16 protein-coding genes are annotated in these 23,075 nt (G+C 38.4%); 7 read left to right on the forward strand and 9 right to left on the reverse strand.

What is annotated here, in order from left to right; genetic code table 11:
* The first annotated feature begins 36 nt into the window (after nt 1–36).
* The 3 genes from ACN0TV_RS02435 (at nt 37) to ACN0TV_RS02445 (ending at nt 5,101) form a co-directional block, all read left to right on the forward strand.
* On the forward strand, nt 37–1,755 hold the full coding sequence (locus ACN0TV_RS02435) for an FAD-dependent oxidoreductase (protein ID WP_417359753.1): 1,719 nt from the start codon (nt 37–39) through the stop codon (nt 1,753–1,755).
* A gap of 33 nt (nt 1,756–1,788) precedes the next feature.
* The gene (locus tag ACN0TV_RS02440) at nt 1,789–3,507 is read left to right on the forward strand and encodes an FAD-dependent oxidoreductase (protein ID WP_417359755.1); all 1,719 of its coding nucleotides are present in this window, start codon (nt 1,789–1,791) and stop codon (nt 3,505–3,507) included.
* A 166-nt stretch (nt 3,508–3,673) separates the two neighbouring features.
* A complete protein-coding gene (locus ACN0TV_RS02445; RefSeq protein WP_417359757.1) occupies nt 3,674–5,101 on the forward strand; it encodes a carbon starvation protein A in 1,428 nt (475 codons plus the stop codon).
* Nucleotides 5,102–5,468: 367 nt separating this feature from the next.
* Here the strand turns inward: ACN0TV_RS02445 and ACN0TV_RS02450 are convergent, their stop codons facing one another.
* The 3 genes from ACN0TV_RS02450 to ACN0TV_RS02460 all read right to left on the reverse strand — a co-directional run bounded on the left by ACN0TV_RS02450 (nt 5,469) and on the right by ACN0TV_RS02460 (nt 6,438).
* Nucleotides 5,469–5,771, reverse strand: coding sequence for a type II toxin-antitoxin system RelE/ParE family toxin (locus ACN0TV_RS02450; protein WP_417359759.1), 303 nt, complete (start codon nt 5,769–5,771; stop codon nt 5,469–5,471).
* Nucleotides 5,768–6,010 carry a type II toxin-antitoxin system ParD family antitoxin gene (locus ACN0TV_RS02455; RefSeq protein ID WP_223442046.1) on the reverse strand — a complete coding sequence of 81 codons (243 nt, stop codon included), beginning with the start codon at nt 6,008–6,010 and terminating at the stop codon, nt 5,768–5,770. The genes ACN0TV_RS02450 and ACN0TV_RS02455 overlap by 4 nt, the downstream gene beginning before the upstream one ends.
* 251 nt (nt 6,011–6,261) lie before the next feature.
* Nucleotides 6,262–6,438: a hypothetical protein gene (locus tag ACN0TV_RS02460; protein ID WP_417359761.1), complete on the reverse strand. Its 177-nt coding sequence runs from the start codon at nt 6,436–6,438 to the stop codon at nt 6,262–6,264.
* Between the two features lie 288 nt (nt 6,439–6,726).
* Here ACN0TV_RS02460 and ACN0TV_RS02465 point away from each other — a divergent pair, with 288 nt between their 5' ends.
* The 3 genes from ACN0TV_RS02465 to ACN0TV_RS02475 all read left to right on the forward strand — a co-directional run bounded on the left by ACN0TV_RS02465 (nt 6,727) and on the right by ACN0TV_RS02475 (nt 13,202).
* Nucleotides 6,727–9,750, forward strand: a complete 3,024-nt coding sequence (locus tag ACN0TV_RS02465) for a SusC/RagA family TonB-linked outer membrane protein (protein WP_417359763.1) — start codon at nt 6,727–6,729, stop codon at nt 9,748–9,750.
* Between the two features lie 11 nt (nt 9,751–9,761).
* Nucleotides 9,762–11,270 carry a SusD/RagB family nutrient-binding outer membrane lipoprotein gene (locus ACN0TV_RS02470; protein ID WP_417359765.1) on the forward strand — a complete coding sequence of 503 codons (1,509 nt, stop codon included), beginning with the start codon at nt 9,762–9,764 and terminating at the stop codon, nt 11,268–11,270.
* 369 nt (nt 11,271–11,639) lie between these two features.
* Entirely contained in the window at nt 11,640–13,202 is a 1,563-nt protein-coding gene (locus ACN0TV_RS02475; protein WP_417359767.1) for a sulfatase family protein, read from the forward strand.
* A 435-nt stretch (nt 13,203–13,637) separates the two neighbouring features.
* On the opposite strand, the gene ACN0TV_RS02480 is transcribed toward ACN0TV_RS02475, so the two are convergent.
* The 3 genes from ACN0TV_RS02480 to ACN0TV_RS02490 are packed head-to-tail and all read right to left on the reverse strand — an operon-like array spanning nt 13,638 to nt 19,563.
* Complete coding sequence (locus ACN0TV_RS02480; RefSeq protein ID WP_417359769.1) at nt 13,638–14,660, reverse strand: discoidin domain-containing protein; 1,023 nt, start codon at nt 14,658–14,660, stop codon at nt 13,638–13,640.
* 18 nt (nt 14,661–14,678) lie between these two features.
* On the reverse strand, nt 14,679–16,496 hold the full coding sequence (locus ACN0TV_RS02485) for a RagB/SusD family nutrient uptake outer membrane protein (RefSeq protein WP_417359771.1): 1,818 nt from the start codon (nt 16,494–16,496) through the stop codon (nt 14,679–14,681).
* 13 nt (nt 16,497–16,509) lie between these two features.
* A complete protein-coding gene (locus ACN0TV_RS02490) occupies nt 16,510–19,563 on the reverse strand; it encodes a SusC/RagA family TonB-linked outer membrane protein (protein WP_417359773.1) in 3,054 nt (1,017 codons plus the stop codon).
* 486 nt (nt 19,564–20,049) lie between these two features.
* On the opposite strand from ACN0TV_RS02490, the gene ACN0TV_RS02495 reads away from it, so the two are divergent.
* Entirely contained in the window at nt 20,050–20,319 is a 270-nt protein-coding gene (locus tag ACN0TV_RS02495) for a hypothetical protein (protein ID WP_417359775.1), read from the forward strand.
* Between the two features lie 24 nt (nt 20,320–20,343).
* Here the strand turns inward: ACN0TV_RS02495 and ACN0TV_RS02500 are convergent, their stop codons facing one another.
* From ACN0TV_RS02500 to ACN0TV_RS02510, 3 genes are all read right to left on the reverse strand, one after another.
* A complete protein-coding gene (locus ACN0TV_RS02500) occupies nt 20,344–21,078 on the reverse strand; it encodes a sulfite exporter TauE/SafE family protein (protein ID WP_417359776.1) in 735 nt (244 codons plus the stop codon).
* A 3-nt stretch (nt 21,079–21,081) separates the two neighbouring features.
* Nucleotides 21,082–21,711: an NAD(P)H-binding protein gene (locus tag ACN0TV_RS02505; RefSeq protein ID WP_417359778.1), complete on the reverse strand. Its 630-nt coding sequence runs from the start codon at nt 21,709–21,711 to the stop codon at nt 21,082–21,084.
* A 125-nt stretch (nt 21,712–21,836) separates the two neighbouring features.
* Nucleotides 21,837–22,814 carry a hypothetical protein gene (locus ACN0TV_RS02510; protein ID WP_417359780.1) on the reverse strand — a complete coding sequence of 326 codons (978 nt, stop codon included), beginning with the start codon at nt 22,812–22,814 and terminating at the stop codon, nt 21,837–21,839.
* Nucleotides 22,815–23,075 lie beyond the last annotated feature (261 nt).

Consider the following 23,075-nt stretch of genomic DNA (forward strand, 5'->3'; position numbering starts at 1 on the left):
ATAATCACATATCATGAATTTAAGATAAAAGATATTATGAATAAAAATATTTTGGCCCTCGTGGCGATAAGCTTCTTTTTGGTGTTAAGTTCGTTTATGGCAGAGCCGACTCTGACTAGAAAGAAGGCATATGACATTGTTGTTTATGGTGGAACATCAGCTGGTATTGCTGCCGCCATACAGAGTAGTAGAATGGGAAAAACAGTGTTACTAATTGAACCCTCTTCACGTATTGGTGGGTTAACAACTGGTGGTCTAGGGCAAACAGATATAAGTAAGAAAAAAGTAATAGGTGGTATTGCTAGAGAGTTTTACCAGGGAATCTATACCTATTACGATGACCCGGCGAATTGGAAATGGCAAAAGCGATCAGCATATAAAGGTGGTGGTAAAGGTAACCCTGGGGAAGCGATTCCTACCATGTGGAAATTTGAACCATCTGCTGCCTTGCAGGTCTACGAGGATATGTTGGCAAAAGAGAAAGTTAAGCTAGTTACGCAGAAGAAATTAAACCGTAAGGACGGAGTGCGCAAGAATGGCACTACTATTTATGCCATAGAAATGTTGGATGGAACTGTTTATAGGGGTAAGATGTTTATCGATGCTACCTACGAAGGGGATCTCATGGCCGCTGCTGGTGTGAGTTATACCTTGGGGCGTGAGAGTAATTCAGAGTATGGTGAAACGCTTAATGGGGTACAGGCCAATAATTTTAATCTTACCTTAAAACGGAAAATATCGCGAAACGCACATTATCATAATTTCCTTCCAGGAGTTGATCCTTATATTATTAATGGTGATCCCAGTAGTGGATTGTTGCCGAATATCAATTTAAAACCTGGCCTTGAGGGTGAAGGTGATGATAAGATTCAGGCCTATTGTTTTAGAATGTGTTTGACGGATGTTCCTGAAAATCGCATTCCGTTTAAAAAGCCTGATAATTATAATGAACTGGATTACGAATTGCTCCTTCGAAATTATGAAGCCAGAAAGGGTCTTGTAAGGGACATGCACAGTTATTCGAATTTGTTGCTTCCTTGGATTAATGCTAAAATGCCAAATAGAAAAACCGATACCAATAATAAGTTTGGGTTTTCTACGGATTATATTGGAAGAAACTATGAGTATCCAGAAGCTTCCTACCAAGAAAGAGAAAAGATTGCTGAAGAACACAGAGAATACCAAATGGGACTCATGTGGACTTTGGCCAATCACCCAAGAATCCCAAAGGAGGTTCGTGATATCGCATCGCAATGGGGTATGACCAAGGATGAATTTGAACGAGGCGATGGTTGGCAAGATCAACTTTATATTCGTGAAGCTAGAAGAATGATCAGTGATTATGTGATGACCCAGCACAACTGTGAGCGTATCACTATAGTTGAAGATCCAGTAGGGTTAGCTTCTTATCCTATAGATTCCCATCATGTTCAACGCTATGTGGATGCAAATGGTTATGTGCAAAATGAGGGTAATGTGGCCGCATTACAATTGGATCCTTTTCCTGTGAGTTACCGCTCCATTATCCCTACGGAGCGTGAGGCTACTAATCTTGTTGTTCCTGTATGTTTGAGCTCAACCCACGTTGCTTTTGGCTCTATTCGAATGGAACCTGTTTTTATGGTGCTTGGTCAGTCAGCTGCTATCGCAGCTTCATTAGCCATCGATGAAAACGTAAAGCTTCAGGATCTTGAATATGATATATTAAAGGAGAGTCTGTTGAAAAACAAGCAACGTTTGAAGTGGGAGAAATAAAATCCTTTTAAGTCTAATTTTTAAATCAGTGTAATGAATAAAAATATATTAATCCTAATCGCCACATCTGTTTTTTTAGTGCTCAGTTCATTTGTTGCAGAACCAGATCTGGTTAGAAAAAAAACATATGACATTGTGGTTTATGGTGGTACATCTGCTGGTATAGCAGCGGCCATTCAGAGTAGTAGAATGGGGAAATCAGTTTTGCTTATTGAACCTTCTTCAAGAATTGGAGGTTTAACAACTGGAGGTCTGGGGCAGACAGACATTGGAAATAAACAAGCCATTGGGGGAATTTCTCGTGAGTTCTATCAAAATATCAGAACGTATTATGATGATCCAGCTAATTGGAAATGGCAAAAGAAATCGGAATATAAAGGAGGTGGCCAATCTCGAACAGGCGAGCATGAGGACGCTATGTGGACTTTTGAGCCTTCTGCTGCGCTGACAGTTTACAAGAAAATGCTAGCCAAAGAAAAAGTTAAGCTGGTTACTGAAAAAAGATTGAATCGTAAAGATGGGGTGCGTAAAAAAGGCACTACTATTTATGCCATTGTGATGCTAGACGGAACCGTGTATAGCGGTAAGGTGTTTATTGATGCTACTTACGAAGGAGACCTTATGGCTGCTGCTGGTGTTAGTTATACCTTAGGGCGTGAGAGTAATGCACAGTATGGTGAAACACTCAATGGGGTGCAGCCAAATAATATCAATCTTACTTTAAAAAAGAAAGTATCTAAAAATGCCTTTAACCATAACTTCGTACCAGGAGTGGATCCTTATGTTGTTAAAGGAGATCCTAGTAGTGGATTGTTGCCAAATATCAATCTGAGACCTGGTTTAGAAGGTGAGGCTGATGATAAGATTCAGGCGTATTGTTTTAGAATGTGTTTGACAGATGTTCCTGAGAATCAAATTCCATTTAAAAAGCCTGAGAATTACAACGAATTGGATTATGAGTTGTTGCTTAGAAATTATGAGGCAAGAAAGGGCCTTATAAAAGACATGTATAGTTATTCTAGTGCATTACTTCCTTGGATAAATTCAAAAATGCCTAATGGAAAAACAGACACCAATAATAAGTTTGGTTTTTCAACAGACTACATCGGTAGAAACTATGAATATCCTGAGGCTTCTTATGAAGAACGTGAAAAGATTATCGAAGAACACAGAATCTACCAAATGGGACTCATGTGGACTTTGGCGAATCACCCTAGAATCCCTCAAAAAGTTCGTGATATCGCATCGAAGTGGGGTATGACCAAAGATGAGTTTGATCGAGGTGATGGTTGGCAGAATCAACTTTATATTCGAGAAGCCAGAAGAATGGTCAGTGATTATGTTATGACGCAGCACAATTGTGAAGCTTTAAAAGTAGTGGAGGATCCTGTAGGATTGGCTGCTTATACTATGGACTCTCATAATGTTCAGCGTTATGTAGATGCAAATGGTTTTGTACAAAATGAGGGGAATGTTGAAGCTGGTGGTTTAAAACCTTTTCCAATTAGCTACCGTTCTATTGTCCCTACAGAAAGTGAAGCCACTAACCTTGCTGTTCCTGTGTGCTTAAGTGCTTCTCATATTGCTTTTGGTTCTATCAGGATGGAGCCTGTTTTTATGGTACTTGGTCAATCTGCAGCCATTGCAGCTTCACTAGCTATTGATCATGGTGTTAGCCTTCAGGATGTAGAATATGAGGAACTAAGAAAAACATTGTTGGAAAATAAACAACGCCTTGCTTGGGAAAAATAAGAATAGGTGCTTAGAAATTCAATATGAGCCTATACCTGGTTAGTACAAGACTAACTTATTAAGGTATAAAAACTATATTGAATTCTATTTCTTAATAAATAGATGGTACAGGGCATTTAAGAATGAATTGAAGACCTATATAGTGTCTTTTAAATATGATTATAGTATGATCACATTTGTCGTAGCAATAATTATACTGCTGTTAGGGTACCTTTTTTATGGCAAATTCATTGAAAGGGTATTTAAGCCTGATGCAAATAGACCTACTCCGGCATACGCGCAAGCAGACGGGGTTGACTTTGTACCTATGAATAGCAATAGGAACTCATTAATTCAGATCTTAAATATAGCTGGTGTGGGGCCAATTTTCGGCCCCATATTAGGCGCTTTATATGGCCCTATCGCTTTTTTATGGATTGTCATTGGGGCTATTTTTGCTGGTGCAGTTCACGATTACCTAACGGGTATGATTTCTATTCGGTTTGGTGGAGATCATTTACCAGCATTGGCTTCACGGTTTTTAGGTAAATCATTCAGTCATGTCGTCAACTTTTTCACGGTCTTGTTGCTGCTTCTGGTCGGAACCGTATTTATTTCTGCACCTGCTCAAATGATCAATGATTTAATCGGTGGAGGTGATGTTGGTGTGTTCACCTTAATTGTTCTTGCTATTTTTGCCTATTATATTATTGCTACAGTTTTGCCAATTGATAAAATTATAGGTAAAATTTATCCCATACTGGGATTTTTATTATTGTGTAGTGCTGTTGGAATCGGAATTGCAATATTCTTCCATGAAAATACAATTCCAGAGTTGACTTTAGAGAATTTGCATCCTGAGGACATCCCATTTTACCCAGTAATATTTTTGACCATTTCTTGTGGGGCCTTATCGGGCTTTCATGCCACGCAATCTCCGATAATTGCTAGAACTGTCAGAAATGAAAAGCAAGGGAGAAAGATATTTTATGGAATGATGATCGTTGAGGCTGTTATCGCTATGGTATGGGCAGGGGCTGCGATGAGTTTATTTAATGGCGAAGATCTCAATACCTTGCTTCACAAGGGTGGGGCGGCGGCAGTGGTGAATGAGATTTCAACACTGTTCTTGGGTAGCATTGGTGGAACCCTAGCGATCATTGGGGTTATTGTATTACCGATTACTTCTGGTGACACTTCTTTTAGAGCAGCTAGGATGATTATTGCGGACTATCTTAAGGTTAATCAGATTGCTATAAAGAATCGGTTTATGATTGCCATACCGCTTTTTGTAGCGGCTTTCACACTGACTAAACTGGATTTTCAGGTGCTATGGCGGTATTTCTCATGGGCTAACCAGTGTATAGCAGCAATTGCTTTATGGATCGCTACAGTTTATTTATACCAAAGGAAAACGCATTATATCGTTGCTTTGGTGCCTGCATTTTTTATAACCTCGGTATTAGGCTCCTATCTTTTTTACGACTCGACTATTGGCTTCGATCTTGATATTGTGACTTCTGATATCATTGGGATCATTATTGCTTTTGCATTAACTGTTATGTTTTTTGTTGTGATGAGAAGGAGAGGGAGTGCTTTGCCGATAGAGCAGTAGTGCCTATAGTGAAAATTGAGGGGCTTGAATTCGTGAAATGGATTTTTGGTCTACTATTGTACTGTATCTATAGTTTTAAAAATAAATGATTTAGATAATCCAATTTTAATGATGTCAACTCTTAAAGCGAACAAAACTGCGAATATCTTTCCGAAAACTCAAAAAGACTTAGCAAAAGCGATGTCTTGCTCCCTCAATATCTTAATAGATTATTGAAAGGCGCTGAAAACCTTCAATTGGGGACTATTACGCATATTGAGCAAATTTTAAATAATAGATTAATTGAGGAGCCGTATGATGGGAGATTATCACGTATGGTTCCTATGAGAGGTTTAGGGGTGATATCCCACTTTACCAATTCGACCTTTTATTTCAGTTGTTTTTTGATATCCATTCTTTGATGCAAAATTCTAATGATTTCGACAATTTCATTTTCTGATTTTCTGTAAAAAATCAGATGCGATTTTATTTTTGTTACTCGATAATTTTTTCGAGTTTGTTCACAGGATTTTCCAATCAGATAGTTGTCCGCTACGAATTCAATCTCTCCGATTATTAAGTCATAATATCTGTCGGCTTGTTCTTTAGACCATTTGCGAAAAGTATAAACCCAAATATCATTTAAATCATCAATCGCTTGTTTACTTATTTGATATTTGTTTTTACTCATAAGTGTTGGCGATGTAATTCAGACAGATTTTGTTTCGGGTCAAAATTTTCAACAAATCCGCTATTTTCTCCAACTTCGAGAGCTTTAATCAATTCTCTTTCCTTTTTTTCTTCACGTTCTAATAAACGTAATGCTGAACGAATAACTTCGCTGACCGAACCATACCTTCCAGAATTTACTTCCTCTCTGATAAAATCCTCAAAATGATTTCCGAGTGATATTGATGTGTTTTTTCCCATTTTGACTATAATTTTACTCAAAAATACCAAATCTTGGTAACATAGCCAAATTGCACATAACTGTTTTGATATATGAAAAATAGCGGATTTTCACGTACTAACTTTTTGGTTTATTACTTATCATAAATTTAAAAAACTCATTGTCTTTAAAGCACTTAAACCACTGTTTTTTATATATCGTGCTGTAGGCAGTTATTTTGGACCAAAATAAGATCGGAGTGATATTTTAAATTTCAGTTTATACCTTTGAATTATGAAATACATGAAATGGAGTTTAAAAGAGAAGTTAGAAATACTAGCCCTGTTCTCCAAGTACCGTGCAAATAATTAGCGATCTCTTCTTTGGATTTTTTGGTCCTGACATCTACAAGTGTAGCTAAGTAAGCAGTGTCACGCTTATCCGCTAGTATTGCCTCGATGATGGTCAAAGCTGATTTTCAGGTGACATCGCGCAAAGCAACATCGAGTCTAACATTCATTAACCTGAACGTTTTTTGCATTTTAATGTTAATTTAATGCGCTATTTACATTAGGTTTACATGCTAATCATGCAGTTTTACTACTATCTTGCGGGTTTATTGATTTTTTAATCAATTACATATCAGTAAATTATACAAAATTATTTATGTCGATTTTATTAATATCGGCACTTTGGTAAAAAAGTATCTAGATTTCGTATTTTCATTCCTATAAATTAACGGTACAATCAAATTATTATGAAGAAACTTTTACTATCAATGCTTTTGCTGTTGACGTGTGGCTTTTCTTTTTCCCAAAGTATTAGCGGTACAGTGACAGATGAGCAACAAACCCCCTTACCGGGAGTGTCTATTGTAGTAGACGGAACTCGCACAGGAACCACAACTGATTTTGATGGAAATTACACCATCCAGGCTGAGACTGGAACTGTATTGATTTTCACTTATCTTGGGATGAAAGCCCAAACCAAAACAGTTGGTAGCAGTAGTGTTTTGAATGTTACTATGCAACAAGACGCTGAGAGTCTTGATGAAGTCGTAGTAACTGCTCTTGGAATAGAATCTAAAAAGGTATCTCTGGCTAATTCAGTTCAGAATATTAAGTCAGAGCAGCTTATCCAGGGAAACCAGACCAATATGGTCAACGGATTACAAGGGAAGGTATCCGGTGTAAGTATTGTGTCATCCGGAGGTGCTCCCGGGACTTCATCAATTATTCTAATTAGAGGAGGATCTTCCATCACCGGAAACAACCAGCCTCTTTTTGTTGTAGATGGAATACCGATTGACAACTCAACAAACTCCAGTCTTGATGTGGCTAGTACAAACAGAGCCTCTGACATCAACCCTAACGACGTAGCCAGTATTTCAGTATTAAAAGGTCCGGCTGCTGCTGCGCTTTATGGAATACAAGCAGCAAGTGGGGCTGTGATTATTACCACCAAAAAAGGTCAGGCAGGGGTGAGCCAATTGAGCTACTCAGGTTCCTTATCAGTAGATAATATCATAGGGACTCCAGATGTTCAGAGTCAATACGGACAAGGAATGCAAGTAGGATCCGGAGCAGACATGGTTTACGATCCTGAATCTTCATTTTCATGGGGTGCACCCATAAGCGGCGGAACTCCCTTGTATTATAATATGGAAGATTTTTACAAAACTGCCATTACCCAGAATCACAACGTAAGTTATTCCACAGGGAATGAAAAAAGTAATATCTATTTTTCTATTGGAGATCTATCACAAGACGGTATAGTGCCTAGTACAAGTTATGATAAAACTTCCTTTAAGATTAATGCGAACTCTAAGTTTGGAAATAACCTAACCATAGGAGTCTCCGGAAACTATATAAACTCCAAAACTTCAAGTACCAGACAGGGTAACTCTTCCGGAGGTAGCCTGAATAGCTTATTGGCTTATCCGGTAAATGTCAATGCTAAAGATTATCTCAATGAGGATGGCTCTCAGAAATCATTCTTTCTGGATCAGCAATTTGACAATGCCTATTGGAGTATTGCCAATAGCCCTAATACAGATGATGTAAAAAGACTTATTGGAGTGGTTAGTGTGAACTACAATTTTTTAAATGATTTTAATTTAAACTATAAAGTAGGGACAGATGATTACCACGAGTTCAGTAAACGTGTTATTGGTACGGGTTCCTTAATAGAGAACCGTGATGATGGTTATATAAACCAATTTGAAAAAGATCACTCGCGTTTTACTTCCAACTTATTATTAAGTTATTCTAAAACGATAGCCGAAGATTTTTCAATAGACGCCATGGTGGGACACTCTGTTGAGGAATTGGATATTAGAACCACATATACTACCGGAGACGGATTCCAGGCTCCGGGTATTTATAGTATCTCTAACGTGTCTATTGAGGACCAGCTGATTACGGAAGTTATTAGTAGAAAAAGAACTGTGGGTGTTTTCGGGGACATTAAATTAGGGTGGAAAAATGCTTTATTTTTGACCGCTACCGGTAGAAATGACTGGTCTTCTACCTTACCGGCCAACAAACGCTCATTCTTTTATCCTTCGGTAGGTATGTCAGCTGTGTTGACCGATCTGTTTAATTTCTCCTCAGATGATTTTAACTTCTTAAAACTGAGAGCTACTTGGGCTCAAGTAGGTAAGGATGCTCCTATAGGATCACTGGAAAGTTCTTTGGGTAAAAACCTTAATGGTGCTGCAAGTTCCGGTTATGCTTGGAATGGAGTAGATGTTGGGAATCCTAATTTAGAACCGGAATTCACAGACAGTTATGAGTTTGGAGCTGATATGCGATTTCTCAAAAACCGAGTATCTCTTGAAGTAACGTATTACAACAGTAAATCCGATAACCAGATATTAACAGATATTCGGGTTCCTCCAACAACAGGAACCTTCTACGCCACTCTAAATGGTGGTTCAATTGAAAACAGAGGGGTAGAGGCTTTACTTTCTGCCCGTATACTTACCAATCCGGATAGCTTTACTTGGGAGACTATATTCAATTTTGGAACTAACAAGAGTGATGTTGTTAAGCTACCGGGGTTCTTAAGTGAGGTTTATTTGTCAGATTCATGGACCTTTAGAAACTCTGCGGCAGGTGCGGCAGTTTTAAATGGTTCCTTATTCGGACTGAGAGGAAAGCGTCCTGAGAGAAACGAAAATGGGGATATCATTGTACAATCCAATGGTTTGCCAAATATGCAGGATACTACTTATGAGGACGTGAATAGGATACCAGATTGGAGCCTTGGGATCACCAATACCTTTGGCTATAAAAACCTAAGTCTTTCATTCTTGCTTGATATCGTACAAGGACAGGAAATCTATAACGCTACAGAATCTGCTCTTGCCTACTACGGGCAAAGTCAAAACACTTTAGACAGAGGTCAAACCATTGTCATTGAAGGTGTGGATACTAGCGGGAATCCTAACACAACACCTGTGGCCATGAATCAATCATATTATCAGAACTACTATGCATTGAACTCAGAGAACTTTGTTGAAGATGGTTCCTTCGCTAGATTGCGTTATGTGACCCTATCTTATAAATTCCCGGAAAAGATCTTAGACAAGCTATCGCTTTCTGCCATGGAGTTATATGCTACCGGAAGAAACTTACTTACGATCTCCAATTACAGTGGCGTGGATCCCGATGTAAACACCTTTGGTGCCGGAATTTCCGGAGCCGGGTCGATGTATATTGATAACTTGGGTACTGCCAATACAAGAGGGTTTGATTTAGGACTTAGATTTACTTTTTAAAATAAAGGACAATGAAAATATTTAAGAGTACATATATAACATTTATAGCACTGTCGGTTGTGAGCCTGGTGTCATGTTCCGACGACTACTTTGATGTCAATAGTTCAGAGACTGCCCCTACAACCACATCTTTGGCGCCACAATTTAGAATTCAAGGGGCTATTGAAAATACAACAGGGACTGCTCAATATAGGGGAGCCAGAGAAGTATTAGGAATTACACAATACGGTTCTCAAAACGTAGCGGATTACTATTCCGAAACCTGGAGCAAGGAATTGACTACCGGAAGTTACTTTTTATGGCAGAACGCCTATGTGTATGCGCTGCCTAATACGGCTGATTTAATTGTATTGGGTGATAAGCATAATTCACCACATTTCAAGGCGGTAGGTAAAATACTGAGAGCCTATATTTTCGGAATGACTACAGATCAATACGGTGATATAGTTACTGACCAGACCTATGATGGTGAGTCTTCCATGAATCTAACTCCTGAGTTTGTTACTCAAAAGGAAGTGTATGCTACAATTTTTCAATTGCTTGATGAAGGTATTGAGGAGTTAGGGCTTCCTACTGAGATTGAGCTAAACCAAGAAGGTGGAGATGTTCTTTATCAAGGTAATAAAGAACAATGGATAAAGTTTGCAAAGGCTATTAAAGCTAGATACATGAACCACCTGGGTAAAAAGAGCTCGGGAGATATGGCTTATAATGCCGATGCGATAATTGCACTTTGTGAGCAATCGTTTACATCAAATCAGGATAATGCTCAAGTGAATTTCCCTGGCGGGGAAGCGGAGAATGCCAATCAGCCTTTTAGTGCTGATGGTTATGGATCATCTCGTTTTGATTACTTTTCTAACTTCTTTGTAGAACTGCTTAAGAACCCTCTAGGTGCTGCAGTACCCATTGAGGATCCAAGGTTACCGATAATCGTTCCTGAGGCCGTAAATGGAGGATATCACGGTGTAGTGACAGGAAGAGGACTTGATGGTTTACCTTCTGAGGATTTCTCACTTGGAAATGGTGGTTTTTATACCAATCCGGCTTCACCAACTTATATGATTACCTACAGTGAGGTTAAATTTATAGAGGCCGAAGCAAGATTTAGAAAAGGGGACTTACCCGGAGCTTATACTGCTCTTAAGGCGGGTGTTCAAGCGGATCTTGAAAAACTAGCTGTTCCTGCTGCTGAAATCACTGCTTATATGGCTCAACTGGATGTTGAAGTTGGAGGCTCAGGGGTCACCATGTCGGATATCATGGTTCAAAAATATATTTCCAATATGTTGAATCCTGAAACTTGGGTGGATATGCGTAGAATGGATTACAGCAGTGATATTTATCCTGGTCTTCAAAGACCTGATAATGTCAACCTCGATATTTTCCCCGGAGAAAATGATTGGATACAGGCGATGCGCTATGAGTACAACGAGGAGGACAGGAATTATATAAATATGCCTGACAATAATCCTAATATCAGATTGACTACACCACTTTGGTGGAACACACCTGAATAAATTGAATTAGATAGAAAGTTACTTGCTAAAACCAACCAACACCGATGCAAAATCCCAGGGTTTAATTGACTTTGGGATTTTGTTTTTTTATGGCTTTCGAAATTTTTGATTAGCTGTCGGTGAGGGTAAAAAATAAGCAAGTAATTTTAAAATGAGGATTTAGAGTTTATTGGAGAATATAGATGAGGTAAATATCCAAGGCTACAATTTAGAATAAGGGAATCGGGAGGTTTCTGGTTTAAAAAATGAAATTCCGGATAGGGTTCTGAAATTAATTGCCGAATTGTTAAATTGGTACGATAATTAACCCCTGTACAAAGAACAGATGTTAAATAGTACAATTTATAAAAATTTTAAAATTTGTATACCATGCGCATATTTGAGACAAAGTCACTGGGTTTAAAAAAAATAGATGTGGGACTGTTATTGGTTTATAGCTTCATTGGCTTATTGTTTTTAAGTTGTAAAGGAGAACTCAAAGACGCTTCAAAGGCGGAGCAAAAACCCAATGTCGTGATTCTTTATATGGATGATTTGGGTTACGGTGATATGGGGAGCTATGGCTCAGCTATTGCTACACCGAATATGGATGCCTTGGCTGATGGTGGTGTTCGCTTTACTAATGGATACGCTACTTCGGCTACTTGTACTCCAAGTCGATATGCTATTCTAACAGGAAGTTATCCTTGGCGAAATAAAGATGCTAAAATCCTTCCCGGTACTGCACCTTTGTTAATTTCGAAGGATCAGCAAACCTTGCCTAAGGTTTTTAAATCCAAGGACTATCATACTGGCGTAGTTGGTAAATGGCATCTAGGTTTGGGTAGTGGTAATTTGGATTGGAACCAGCATATTACTCCCGGACCCAATGAGATTGGTTTTGATTATTCACACATCATGGCAGCTACGCAAGACAGGGTGCCTACGGTTTATATTGAGAATGGTGATGTAGTGGGGTTGGATCCCAATGATCCCATACAGGTGAGCTATAAAGAAAATTTTGAGGGAGAGCCTACGGCTTTGAGCAATCCTGAAATGTTAAAAATGGAATGGGATCACGGTCACAACAATAGTATTGTGAACGGGATTCCGAGAATAGGTTTTATGAAAGGAGGGGAGGCTGCTAAATGGAAGGATGAGGATATGGCAGATCACTTTCTGGAAAAGGCAAAGGACTATGTAAAAGCGCATAAGGACGAACCGTTTTTTTTGTATTATGCGCTTCAACAGCCTCATGTTCCGAGAACACCGCACCCTCGATTTGTGGGTAAATCGGGTATGGGTCCCAGGGGTGATGTGATTATAGAAGCGGATTGGGTTATAGGAGAATTTATAAAGACTCTGGAGTCTGAAGGTGTACTTGAAAATACCCTTATCATTTTCTCCAGTGATAATGGTCCTGTGTTAAATGACGGTTATAAGGATCTTGCGGTCGAAAAGTTGGGTGATCATAAGCCGGCCGGGTCCCTTAGAGGAGGGAAGTACAGTTTATTTGAAGCGGGAACCCGGGTGCCCTTTATCACCTATTGGAAGGGAACTATTAAACCTCAGGTTTCTGATGCTTTAGTATCTCAATTGGACTTATTAAGTTCTCTAGCGGAATTTATTGGAAGTGATGTTAAGACCGGTGATAGTGAAAATCTAATGCCAGTGCTTTTAGGAAAATCTGATCAGGGAAGAAATTCACTGGTTATTGAGGCGACATCCAGAACCGCCTTTAGGCAGGGAGACTGGGTTATGATTCCGTCTTATAACGGGCCTGCTGTAAATCAATGGGTGCAAATCGAAGTAGGGAACTCAAAACAATATCAATTGTACAATGTGAAGGCAGATCCCGGACAAGAAAAGAACCTGGCAGAAACCAAGCCGGAGAAGCTAAAACAGATGCAACATGATTTTAAGGCCATACGAGGTGACATTAATAAAAAGTAGAAGAATAGGAATTGAAGTAATGCGCTATACTAAAAAAATAGTGATTTGATATCGTTAAGTTTCTTAGCTTGATAAGATTTTTAGAAAGGTCGTTTATAAATTAAACGGCCTTTTCTCTCTATATGGCATAATTTGATATTGCAGACGCGGTAGAGAGAACACATAATCCAAAGACGGTGTGTTTTTTCCTGAAAACTCCCCCAGTACCACCACAATAAAGCCAAAATCTCGCCAAACGCCAATACGATGTCGTATGCGATCTAAAGTATATAGGGTGTTGTAATGATATATTTTTTTGATACACGCAAATTACATTGATTAAGTTATAGAATAAGAAAGTCGCTTAGGCTTTATTATCTAAGCGACTTTTCTGCTTGTTTTAATTTAAAATGAGCTTGTTTTTCAGGATCGTTTGTTCCTTAAGGCTCTAGTTCACTATTCATATACATAAGCTTCCTCATCAAAATAAGGACTGATCTCGCCCATGGCGGCATTATTTGTGCCGTCCCATCCTGATTTCATTAAGATTTTAACGTATTGGGCTTGTATTTCCATTTCAAATTCAAGCCTTTGTTCTGAAGTAGAATGTTCCAATTGGAAGTCACCCAATGATTCCCAGGTAGCGTTGTCCGTGCTAACCAACACTTCAAGGTCTTTTATAGCTCTGGTATTGGATTGCCTTTGATAAAAGATAATGCCGTTTAAAGATAGCGCCTCTTTCATGTCAATAGTGATCCAATGTGGGTAAGTCGTTGTTTCCTCTGCAGTACAAGCGTACCAACAGGTGTGCCAGAACGTATCAGGGTTGTCATCAAGCACATTATGAACAAACCCGTTTACTTCGCCTTCACCCTGATCCTCTTCAGAACTAAAATCAATTACACTCCAGTTTTCTTTGTTATATGGAGTTGGGGTAAGTTGGAGTGTTGGCCCTTTCGGTGCTAGGAAAATAACTGTTTTGGCGGTTTCACTAATAGGATAACCCGAGGCATCTGTAATTGAAAGCGGTAGTATAAAAGCCTTTTCTTGATTAAAAACCTTGGGATAATAGGTGAGCGTGATCAAATTTGAGTATAGTTCACCACTAGGGATGTTAAGGTTCAATGTACTTAAGGAATAGCTGTTTTCGGGAAATAATTCATATAAATCTTCCCCATTAATAGCTCGCGCAGTATTAATACTGTCCAGAGTAGCTTCATCTATACTGAGTGTGACAGTTATATTGTCCGCGGGTATACCTAGTCCGCCAAAACCAACTCCAAGAGTTGTGGTCCTTTCGTCTGCATCAGCCGGAAATATGTCAAGGGATTCCATTTCAGAATTGGCCTTGGCTAAAAAGATATTGGTTCCATCTTTAGAAGTTGTCAATTGTTCATAGAGTGGATCATTCTCCTGACAACTATGAAAAATTAACACTGACATAAGAATCAGGCTGTATATAATACGTATTGTTTTCATGATTTGTAATGTTTTAGATTAATACCCTGGGAATTGGACCAGTTGTTTGTTTCTATCCATCTCGTTTTGACCATAGGGGAAGAAGTAAAATTTCTGCTGCCATGGTGTTCTAGTAAAGGCCTGAACACGAGTGTGAAATTCATCATCAGATATTTCATTTCCTTGATTCATATTCATTCCGTAATAAGCGCCACCCTGATAGGATCCTGGTTCATCTGGAATCTTCCATCTTCGAACGTCGAAAAATCTGTGACCTGCTTCAAAGCAGAATTCAATTCTTCTTTCCATTCTGATCTGTTGACGCATCTCCTCTTGACTCATACCGCCGGTAATGGCCGGTAATCCCGCTCTAACTTTAACCCGGTTTAAATATGTAAGGATATCTTGGTGTCCTGGGTTTGATTCGTTTAATGCCTCTGCATAATTGAGGTATAACTCTGCAAGTCTAATCAGCATTGCAGGGCGACCAAAAGAACCTTGATCAGACCTGAACGAAGGATGTACATTCTTTCGCACCGTGTATCCTGTTTTTGGCCAGTCTCTAGGAGATTCAGCTTTTCCGGAATTCCCTGTATTGAAGAACTCCACATAGGGTTCTCCTGATTTTGAAATGCTAGGATGGGTTGATCCATTAAAGCTAATCCATGCATAAAAACGAGCTTCCCGATTTACATACATATTATTGGTGCCTTCAGCGTAATATGGTGTGCTGCTGGATGTATAACCGGTTTCAGTATAATCGTTGCTTTCCTCGATGTTTTCTCCGTTAGCCATTCTAAAATCATCTATAAGACGTTGAACCACTGCCAGGCCATTATAACCGGTATTTTGAGTAGATCTTGGTGCTGAATGAATTTCCCAATTGTAACTATTAGTTGATGGTTTTAACCAGATACCTTCTACGTCCCATCCATCCCAATAAAGGTTTTTGACGGAATTAAAGGCCGCAGTAAAAGTATCTGAACCTCCTGCTTGATATAGAGCTTTTCCATTGTCTTCTGCGATGTCAATAGCCTCTTTGGCAGCAGTAGCAGCCAGGGACCATTTGTTGGCATCATATTGCTGTGGAATGAGTTGTGTTCCGTCTAAGTTTTTGAAGTTTGCCAATTCGCTATTTCCATTGAACAATGGACTGGCGTTATAAAGAAGGATTTGAGATTCAACTGCTTCCACGATCATTTTGTTGATCCTCCCGACTTGGGTTCCATCAACAATTGTAGTGCCGGACTGATAATAATCAACGGGTAAATTTTGCTTGGCTTGTTCTAACTCTGAAAGTACAAATTCCACACATTCAGTCCATGTACTCCTCGGAATTTGATAGTCATCAGTTGGGCTTCCTGATTCTAAGGGTTGAATGGAAACCGGTCCTAGGTGTTTCATCATTATCCAATAATAATAAGCTCTTAAAAACTGCGCTTCTCCCTTGTATTGACGTATGATTTCCTGACCACCATTAAGGGCTAGTATTTCATCATTATTGTCGATGTTTTCTAGAAAGATCGTGGCTAATCGTATTCTTTCGTAATAGTTCATAAATCCAAAATAGTAGTTTTCTGAGGTTATAGCTCCCGAATTCATTGAAGGATTGGTCCAGTTGCTAGCATCCATTTCGTCGCTCATTAATCCATACTGGTAATTGTAAGGGTAATCCCAAATATCCTGGATTGTTGTGAATAAACCAGCCCACCACCGCTCGGTTTGGGCTTTGTTTTCAAAGATATTATCTGTGGAAAGTAAATTATCGGGTTGTGAATCGAAAAAGTCATCACTACATCCTACAATTGAAAATGTTAGGAGTGCGAATGTTATGATTTTATAATTTAATTTATACATCGTATACTAAGTTTTAAAATGTAAGTCTAATTCCTAAATTGTACGTAGTGGTATTTGGATAGGCAGTTCCTCTTCCGTCACCGAGTTCCGGATCCCAGAAATCCCATGTTGAAAAGGTTAATAAGTTCGTACCACTTATGAAGATTCTAAATTTCTCGAAGACTTCAATATTGTTATCATCCCCGATGATTGTATAACCGATCTCTGCTTGTTTCAAACGCAGATAATCTGCAGGTTTGATCCACCAAGTACTGGTGTAGTAATTGGTTGTGGTTGTTTGATTTGTAGATAGGCGGGGATAAAAGGGTCTGGGATCCGGGTTTTCCGGGGTCCACCTGTCCAAAACATTGGCGTACATATTACCATAACTAGATCCTTGTGAAAAAGGAGTCGTTCCGAATCCACCTGAATAATTAAAGTCTACTTGTCCAACACCTTGGAAGAATAAGCTGGCATCAAAACCTTTATATCCTCCACCAATCGAAATCCCATAAACGATTCGAGGGATGCTTCCATATCCAATAGCTGTCTGATCACTGCTGTTGATGTTTCCATCTCCATTTAGATCCTTATATCTGATATCGCCTACTCTAACATCACCTGCTTGGGATGCAGAATTTGCAATTTCCTCATCACTTTGAAACAGTCCCGTGGCAATGTATCCGAATCTTTGACTTATGGGATGTCCAATTCTGTCTAAGTATGGGTATTTCCATGGCGGAAGTCCGTCAAAAACTGCTTCATTTTTGTTATAGTTAAAGGTTCCTCTAAATTGAATATAGCTGTTTTCAGACAATGATTTGTTGTAATCTAAGGTGATATCAATACCTTTATTTTTCGTTTTTCCGACATTATTAAACGGGATATTTCCGGTGGTGAATCCTGAAACATAAGGTATTGTATAGTCTCTTAATAAAATTCCTTCACGTCGTTCTTTGAATAATTCTACGATGAGTTGTAAGTCATCTTTTAAGAAATTCATTTCAATTCCCAAATTGTGACGGTATGAGGTTTCCCATTGTACATTTCCTCCGATTCTTGATTCATTATATCCTGTATAAGATCTTTGGGAGCCGGGAATACCAAAAGTATATCCGCCGGATTCTCCAATGGTGCTTAGGTATAAAAATCTACTGTTTGGGTCATTGATATTAGCATTCCCTGAAAGCCCATAACTATATCGGACCTTTAATAGAGAAATAACATCCTCAATAGGCTTAAAGAAATTTTCCTTTGAAATCACCCAACCTGCACCAAATGAAGGGAAGAATCCATAACGTTGATCAGGAACAAAATTATCAGATCCAGAGTATGAAAAGTTGGCCTCCGCAAAATATTTATTTTGAAATCCGTAATTGATTCTCCCTACAAAATTTCTTTGTCGGTATGGGATCGAAGCAGTATAACTTTCAACCCTTTTAGTAGCATCTCTATAATCAGATTGGTTAAAAAGAAGTAGCCCCGATAAATCGTGTACTCCGAATTTCTTATTATAATTTAGGGCAGTTTCTAAATAAAAACGCCTATCCCCAAAGCGTTCCAGTGAGAATCCCAGATCTTCAGATCCCGTAAATGAAATTTCTGTGATCAGTTCCCCTTGTTCATCTCTACCCGTTGCCCAATGGGTGGGAAGAGTTCGGCTTCTCGTAGTGCCATTAAAAGAATTGACATCAAAAGCAAACATAGCGGTGGCTGATAAACCATCAATAATGCTATTTAAGTCTTGAGAAACTCGTAAATTGGAACGTACCGTATTGTTAATTTCATTGGTAACCCCTGATTGAGTTAAAGCCATATACGGGCTTGCAGGCGTACCTTGAAGTTGAGGCCATTGCCCGTTACTGTACTGGGCCGGAATGATGTGTGGAGCAGTTTGCGTGGCGAGATTAAAAATTTGGGATACCCCCGCTGCTGGCCTATTGTAATTGGTTATAAAGCCATTGACTCCAAAGTCTATTTTGGTGCTCTTTGTCACATTTACATTCAGGTTACTGGTGAAGTTGAAGCGATCGTATTTTAATTCGGAGTTAAATGCCTCAACATCTCCGGTTTTGAAAAGCCCTGTTTCTCCGAAATAGCCTGCCGAAATATAATAGGTGGCATTTTCAGCTCCCCCACTAATGTTTACTGTCAGGCGTTTGTTAGTTCCAAAATCATTGAAAAGCTTATCATACCAATTTACATTTGGATGTAAATCTGTATCTGTTCCCATTTCGGAGAGCCTGATTTCTTCTGGAGTGAATGCAGCATTTTGTCCTCTCGTCTCCTGACCTTCATTGTATAAGCTCATAAAGGTAGGACCGTCAATAAATTCAGGAAGCCTGGTAAATGTTGATATTGCAGAATTAATTTCTGCATTTACAATTGGCTTACCAGGTCTACCACCTTTGGTAGTAATTAAGATCACCCCATTTGCTCCACGTGTTCCGTAAACTGCGGTAGCGGTTGCGTCTTTTAAAACCGTAAAGCTTTCAATATCTTCAGGGTCAATATTATTGATGCTTCGATCAGGTACGCCGTCCACAACCAATAACGGACCTTGAGGGCTGGAGGCAAATGTTGAGACTCCACGAATAAATAGGTTAGCACCATTTTGACCAGGGCCTCCGCCTCTTTGTGTAGCTACTACGCCAGAAAGCCTACCTGCAATGGCCGTAGTTAAATCTCCAACAGGGACTTTTAATTGTTCCGATTTAATAGTAGACTGTGCGCCCACAACGCTTTCTTTCTTTTGTTTGCCATAGGCTACCAGAACCACTTCGTCAAGTAGCGAAGTTTCGACTTCTAGAAAAATATTTGTTATGGTACTCTTAGAGGCATGTACTTCTTTAGAAGTAAATCCAATATAACTGAACACTATTGTGGCGCCCATTGGAACCTCAATTTGATAATTTCCGTCAAAATTAGTTGTAAGACCCTGATTGGTTCCTTTCACCAGGACATTTGCTCCTGGAATTGGGATTCCTGTCTCTGCTTCAGACACTGTCCCTTTAATTGTAACATTTTGTGCAGACAGTATTCCACAAAAAAGGAGGAATATTGATAGCGTAATTAGGGATTTACTCATCGTTTATCATGTTTTTGGTTAAATGAATAGTTGATTTTATTGTTAATTTTCTGGTTAAAATTTCAATATGAAACATTAATATTTCGTTAAATTTATAAAAAAGATTAAGAAAACAAAATATTTTTCATAAAGTTTCTTTTATAATACTAATATTGTTTAAACCTTTTGATTTCTTTTTAATTAAGATATTATTAACAATAATTGTTTTAAAAGAAAGGTATATAGTCATATACACGCCTATATTCTCATATCATAATTAAATGAAATATGGTATTTCTTCTTTCTATGTTTTTATGGTGAAATTATATGATGAATATTGTTTTTAATCTTAAAGTCGAAAGGTGGACTTCGGTATCTTACTGCATCAAAAGATCTTCATTCCCATGGTGTAGATTTAATTTTTTACCGTTGTGACCGTAATTATAGAGTCGATTTTAGGGCTTACCACAAATACTGTGGGTATGATTAAAAATTCTATTTTAAATCATGACAAATTCACTGGATATTTTTGCTATTGCCTTGGGTTTGGAAGAACCTTGGTATATAAAAGAAATTGTTTTTGATAAAAAGACAATTACAATGGATATAGAAGCAAGAAAGGCTGAACTGATCCAAAAGAATCTCAAGCCAAAGACAGAGAGGGAGTATAATACAGAAATTGACCAAGCCATGGGGGATTCAAAAAATGGACGAATGAATAAAGCAACGGGTTTGAAGGCTAAAATTCAAATATGGCAACAGAAGTTTATTGGTTAGAATTTGGTGTAAACATGTCTTTTGTTAAATCAGTGACTGACCTAATAGTAGTATTCCCACACAAATCAACCCAAAATAAATATATTTTAAAAATGTGCCATCCTTCAATCGGTGGTTAAAGTATCGTCCTAATAGTATCGCTGGAATCACCACGGGAATTGATAATAAGAAATAGTGTGTTACAGTAGAAACCCAGAGTCCATTATACCAATATCCAATCATTCCTATAATGCTTGCCGGTAAAAAATAAGCTTGTAAAGTAGCTCTGAAATGTTTGGCTGTCCAATTACGCAGATTTCCATAAATAACTAGTGGTGGGCCATTTAAGCCATAGGCTCCCCCTAATATACCAGAAAAGAAACCGCAAATAAACAGCCAGAATTTGTTGTCTGTTTCTAATCTAAAGCCGCCTTTAGAGGTCAAGGAATAAATAGAATACAAAATAATAAGTATTCCCAATACTAATTTGGTCAGGTTTTCATTGGCATAAATCAGCAACAATAATCCAATCGGAATTCCAAGAGCAGCAAAAATAATCAACCATTTAGCGCTGTTAAAATGTATTTGCTTTCGGTCCTGTACGACAATAAATGCCGCAATTAAAATGGAGATTAGTACTGAAAGCGGTACGGCAATTTCAATAGGTATCAAAAGGGTAAGTAATGGTACAGCAATTAAAGATTCCCCAAATCCAAAAGTTGAACGAACAAGTGTGGCAAGAAAGATAATTGCTAAAATGTAGAGTGTTATTAAACTCATATTTTATTTATAATTCGCAATAACCTCTGTTATCGAGGTGCTGCCACTTAACATAGGAATCATTTTTTTATAGGTGTTCTTTTGAGTTAAAACTTCTTTTAATGCGGTAGCTACATCTTTGATTGCAATATCTCCTTGGCGATCAAGATTAGTCACATCAATTTTACCTGTGCCCGGGGTTTCAGTTAGCGAACCGGGTTGAACAATAGTATAATCCAAGTTCGTTTGATTTATAAGCCATAAGTCCGCAAAATATTTTCCAGTGAAGTAATCAACGATACTCGTCCATTTTTCGGGTTCTAATGAATGCAATGCGCTTAACATGATATAGCGCTTGATGTTTAATTTCTCGGCGGCTATCATGGTTTTCACCGCGCCGTGTAAGTCGACTTGAAGAATATCCTTACCGCGCGAACCGGATACAAAGTAAATTGCTTCAGTTTCTTTCGGTATAGAAATTTCTATATCTTTTTGTTGTGCTTTTAAATTCAATTCGATTTGGCGGTAATTGGGATTTTTAAAGAGATGTTCTTTTTGACGGGTTGTTCCGGTTACCTGATGTCCCTCATGCAGAAGATTTGATACCAATTCTTTTCCGACTCTTCCACTGGCTCCTACTACTAGAATATGCATAACTTTTTTATTTTATCTTATGATTTATTAGACACTATAGGTTTGGACGATAGGGTAGGGTAATAATTACAGTTCACTAGAAGACCCTTTTACTGATGTGTCTAATCTGCATTAATGAATTAATTTTACAACGACAACTCCACTCTAACGCCATTCTTCCAATAACATGGTTTGTAGTCTATTGGTGTTGCCCCGAAAGCTCCACTGACATATACATCATCACCATCAATGAAGATTCCATAAGCTTGAGCGTTATCTTCTAATTCATGAAGTTCTCCGTTTTTCCAATAACAAGCCGTATGACCTGTGCTATTCGAATTATGTTTGTTAATTAGCCCTACGGCATAAATGTCCTCGTCTGATTTTGTTACTTGCCATACTTCACCATATCGCTGGTCCAATATAACGGGAGTTGTATTTTTCCAATACATTGGTATACCACAGAGTCCTCCCACATAAGTCGTTTCGGTACTTTCAACATAAATTGTATTTATTCCTTGGAAATTTTTAGTTTGATCTGGTAAAGGTAACGTGGTTATGAGATCATTGCCATCCCATATGAATGGAATTGTAGGATAAAATGAATTCCCGGCTTCCTGAGATGAAACTTCACCAAAGGAACCTGCGAAATAAGGCTGATCATTATAGAAACCAACAGTTGTAACAGTACCAATACTGTCGTTGTTCATAAATGTTAAAAAATCGTTTTTGTAGTAGAAAACCCGGCCGGTTTCTGCTAGGCTTCCCTGATCGAATTGATAGTATTGATTCTGGCCTTGTGAGTCCTTGTATACATAGTTTATCCTGAAATTTTCATCTATAGCTTTACGATATAATGTTTGATTATTGACAATGGATTCAAAGCTGTTTTCTTCAACACTTTCTGTATCTATCCAGAACCTTGATGTGAATTCATTATGTTGCGACCCATAACCACTTATTATAGGCGTGTTGTCTGCAATTATCATCGAGTATCCTGAGGCAGTATTCAGGGTTTTAATATTATGGTCATCACCATTGTCACAGGCGGTGAATATTAAAATAATGAAGGCTGAAAAATATAGGGTTAACCTGGATTTTAGAAGTTGGATTGTGTTGGTCATGGTTACTGTTTTTATTAAGATGCCTTTAAGTTGTAAAGGTTGCTTTTCTCTATTAACCAAAGGACTTGCATTGAAATACCAGGCCAAAAAGCAAGGGAAATACTGGAAAGAACTTCGTGTAGAAAAAGAGCTGTAAACTTCTATTTGAGATTTGGTCAACAATAGATGTCCATTGCTTTGCGAATTCGTCTTGATTGAGAAACGTTGAATTCATTATTACGACCTTGACTACAAAAATACCAAGCAGGGCAAATCCCCGGT

It is taken from the genome of Galbibacter sp. (assembly GCF_048266365.1).
Taxonomy (GTDB): domain Bacteria; phylum Bacteroidota; class Bacteroidia; order Flavobacteriales; family Flavobacteriaceae; genus Galbibacter.

Coding starts and splice junctions, on each gene's coding strand:
- ACN0TV_RS02435 (WP_417359753.1), top strand. CDS start 37: ATGAATAAAAATATTTTGGCCCTCGTGGCGATAAGCTTCTTTTTGGTG.
- ACN0TV_RS02440 (WP_417359755.1), top strand. CDS start 1,789: ATGAATAAAAATATATTAATCCTAATCGCCACATCTGTTTTTTTAGTG.
- ACN0TV_RS02445 (WP_417359757.1), top strand. CDS start 3,674: ATGATCACATTTGTCGTAGCAATAATTATACTGCTGTTAGGGTACCTT.
- ACN0TV_RS02450 (WP_417359759.1), bottom strand. CDS start 5,771: ATGAGTAAAAACAAATATCAAATAAGTAAACAAGCGATTGATGATTTA.
- ACN0TV_RS02455 (WP_223442046.1), bottom strand. CDS start 6,010: ATGGGAAAAAACACATCAATATCACTCGGAAATCATTTTGAGGATTTT.
- ACN0TV_RS02465 (WP_417359763.1), top strand. CDS start 6,727: ATGAAGAAACTTTTACTATCAATGCTTTTGCTGTTGACGTGTGGCTTT.
- ACN0TV_RS02470 (WP_417359765.1), top strand. CDS start 9,762: ATGAAAATATTTAAGAGTACATATATAACATTTATAGCACTGTCGGTT.
- ACN0TV_RS02475 (WP_417359767.1), top strand. CDS start 11,640: ATGCGCATATTTGAGACAAAGTCACTGGGTTTAAAAAAAATAGATGTG.
- ACN0TV_RS02480 (WP_417359769.1), bottom strand. CDS start 14,660: ATGAAAACAATACGTATTATATACAGCCTGATTCTTATGTCAGTGTTA.
- ACN0TV_RS02485 (WP_417359771.1), bottom strand. CDS start 16,496: ATGTATAAATTAAATTATAAAATCATAACATTCGCACTCCTAACATTT.
- ACN0TV_RS02490 (WP_417359773.1), bottom strand. CDS start 19,563: ATGAGTAAATCCCTAATTACGCTATCAATATTCCTCCTTTTTTGTGGA.
- ACN0TV_RS02495 (WP_417359775.1), top strand. CDS start 20,050: ATGACAAATTCACTGGATATTTTTGCTATTGCCTTGGGTTTGGAAGAA.
- ACN0TV_RS02500 (WP_417359776.1), bottom strand. CDS start 21,078: ATGAGTTTAATAACACTCTACATTTTAGCAATTATCTTTCTTGCCACA.
- ACN0TV_RS02505 (WP_417359778.1), bottom strand. CDS start 21,711: ATGCATATTCTAGTAGTAGGAGCCAGTGGAAGAGTCGGAAAAGAATTG.
- ACN0TV_RS02510 (WP_417359780.1), bottom strand. CDS start 22,814: ATGACCAACACAATCCAACTTCTAAAATCCAGGTTAACCCTATATTTT.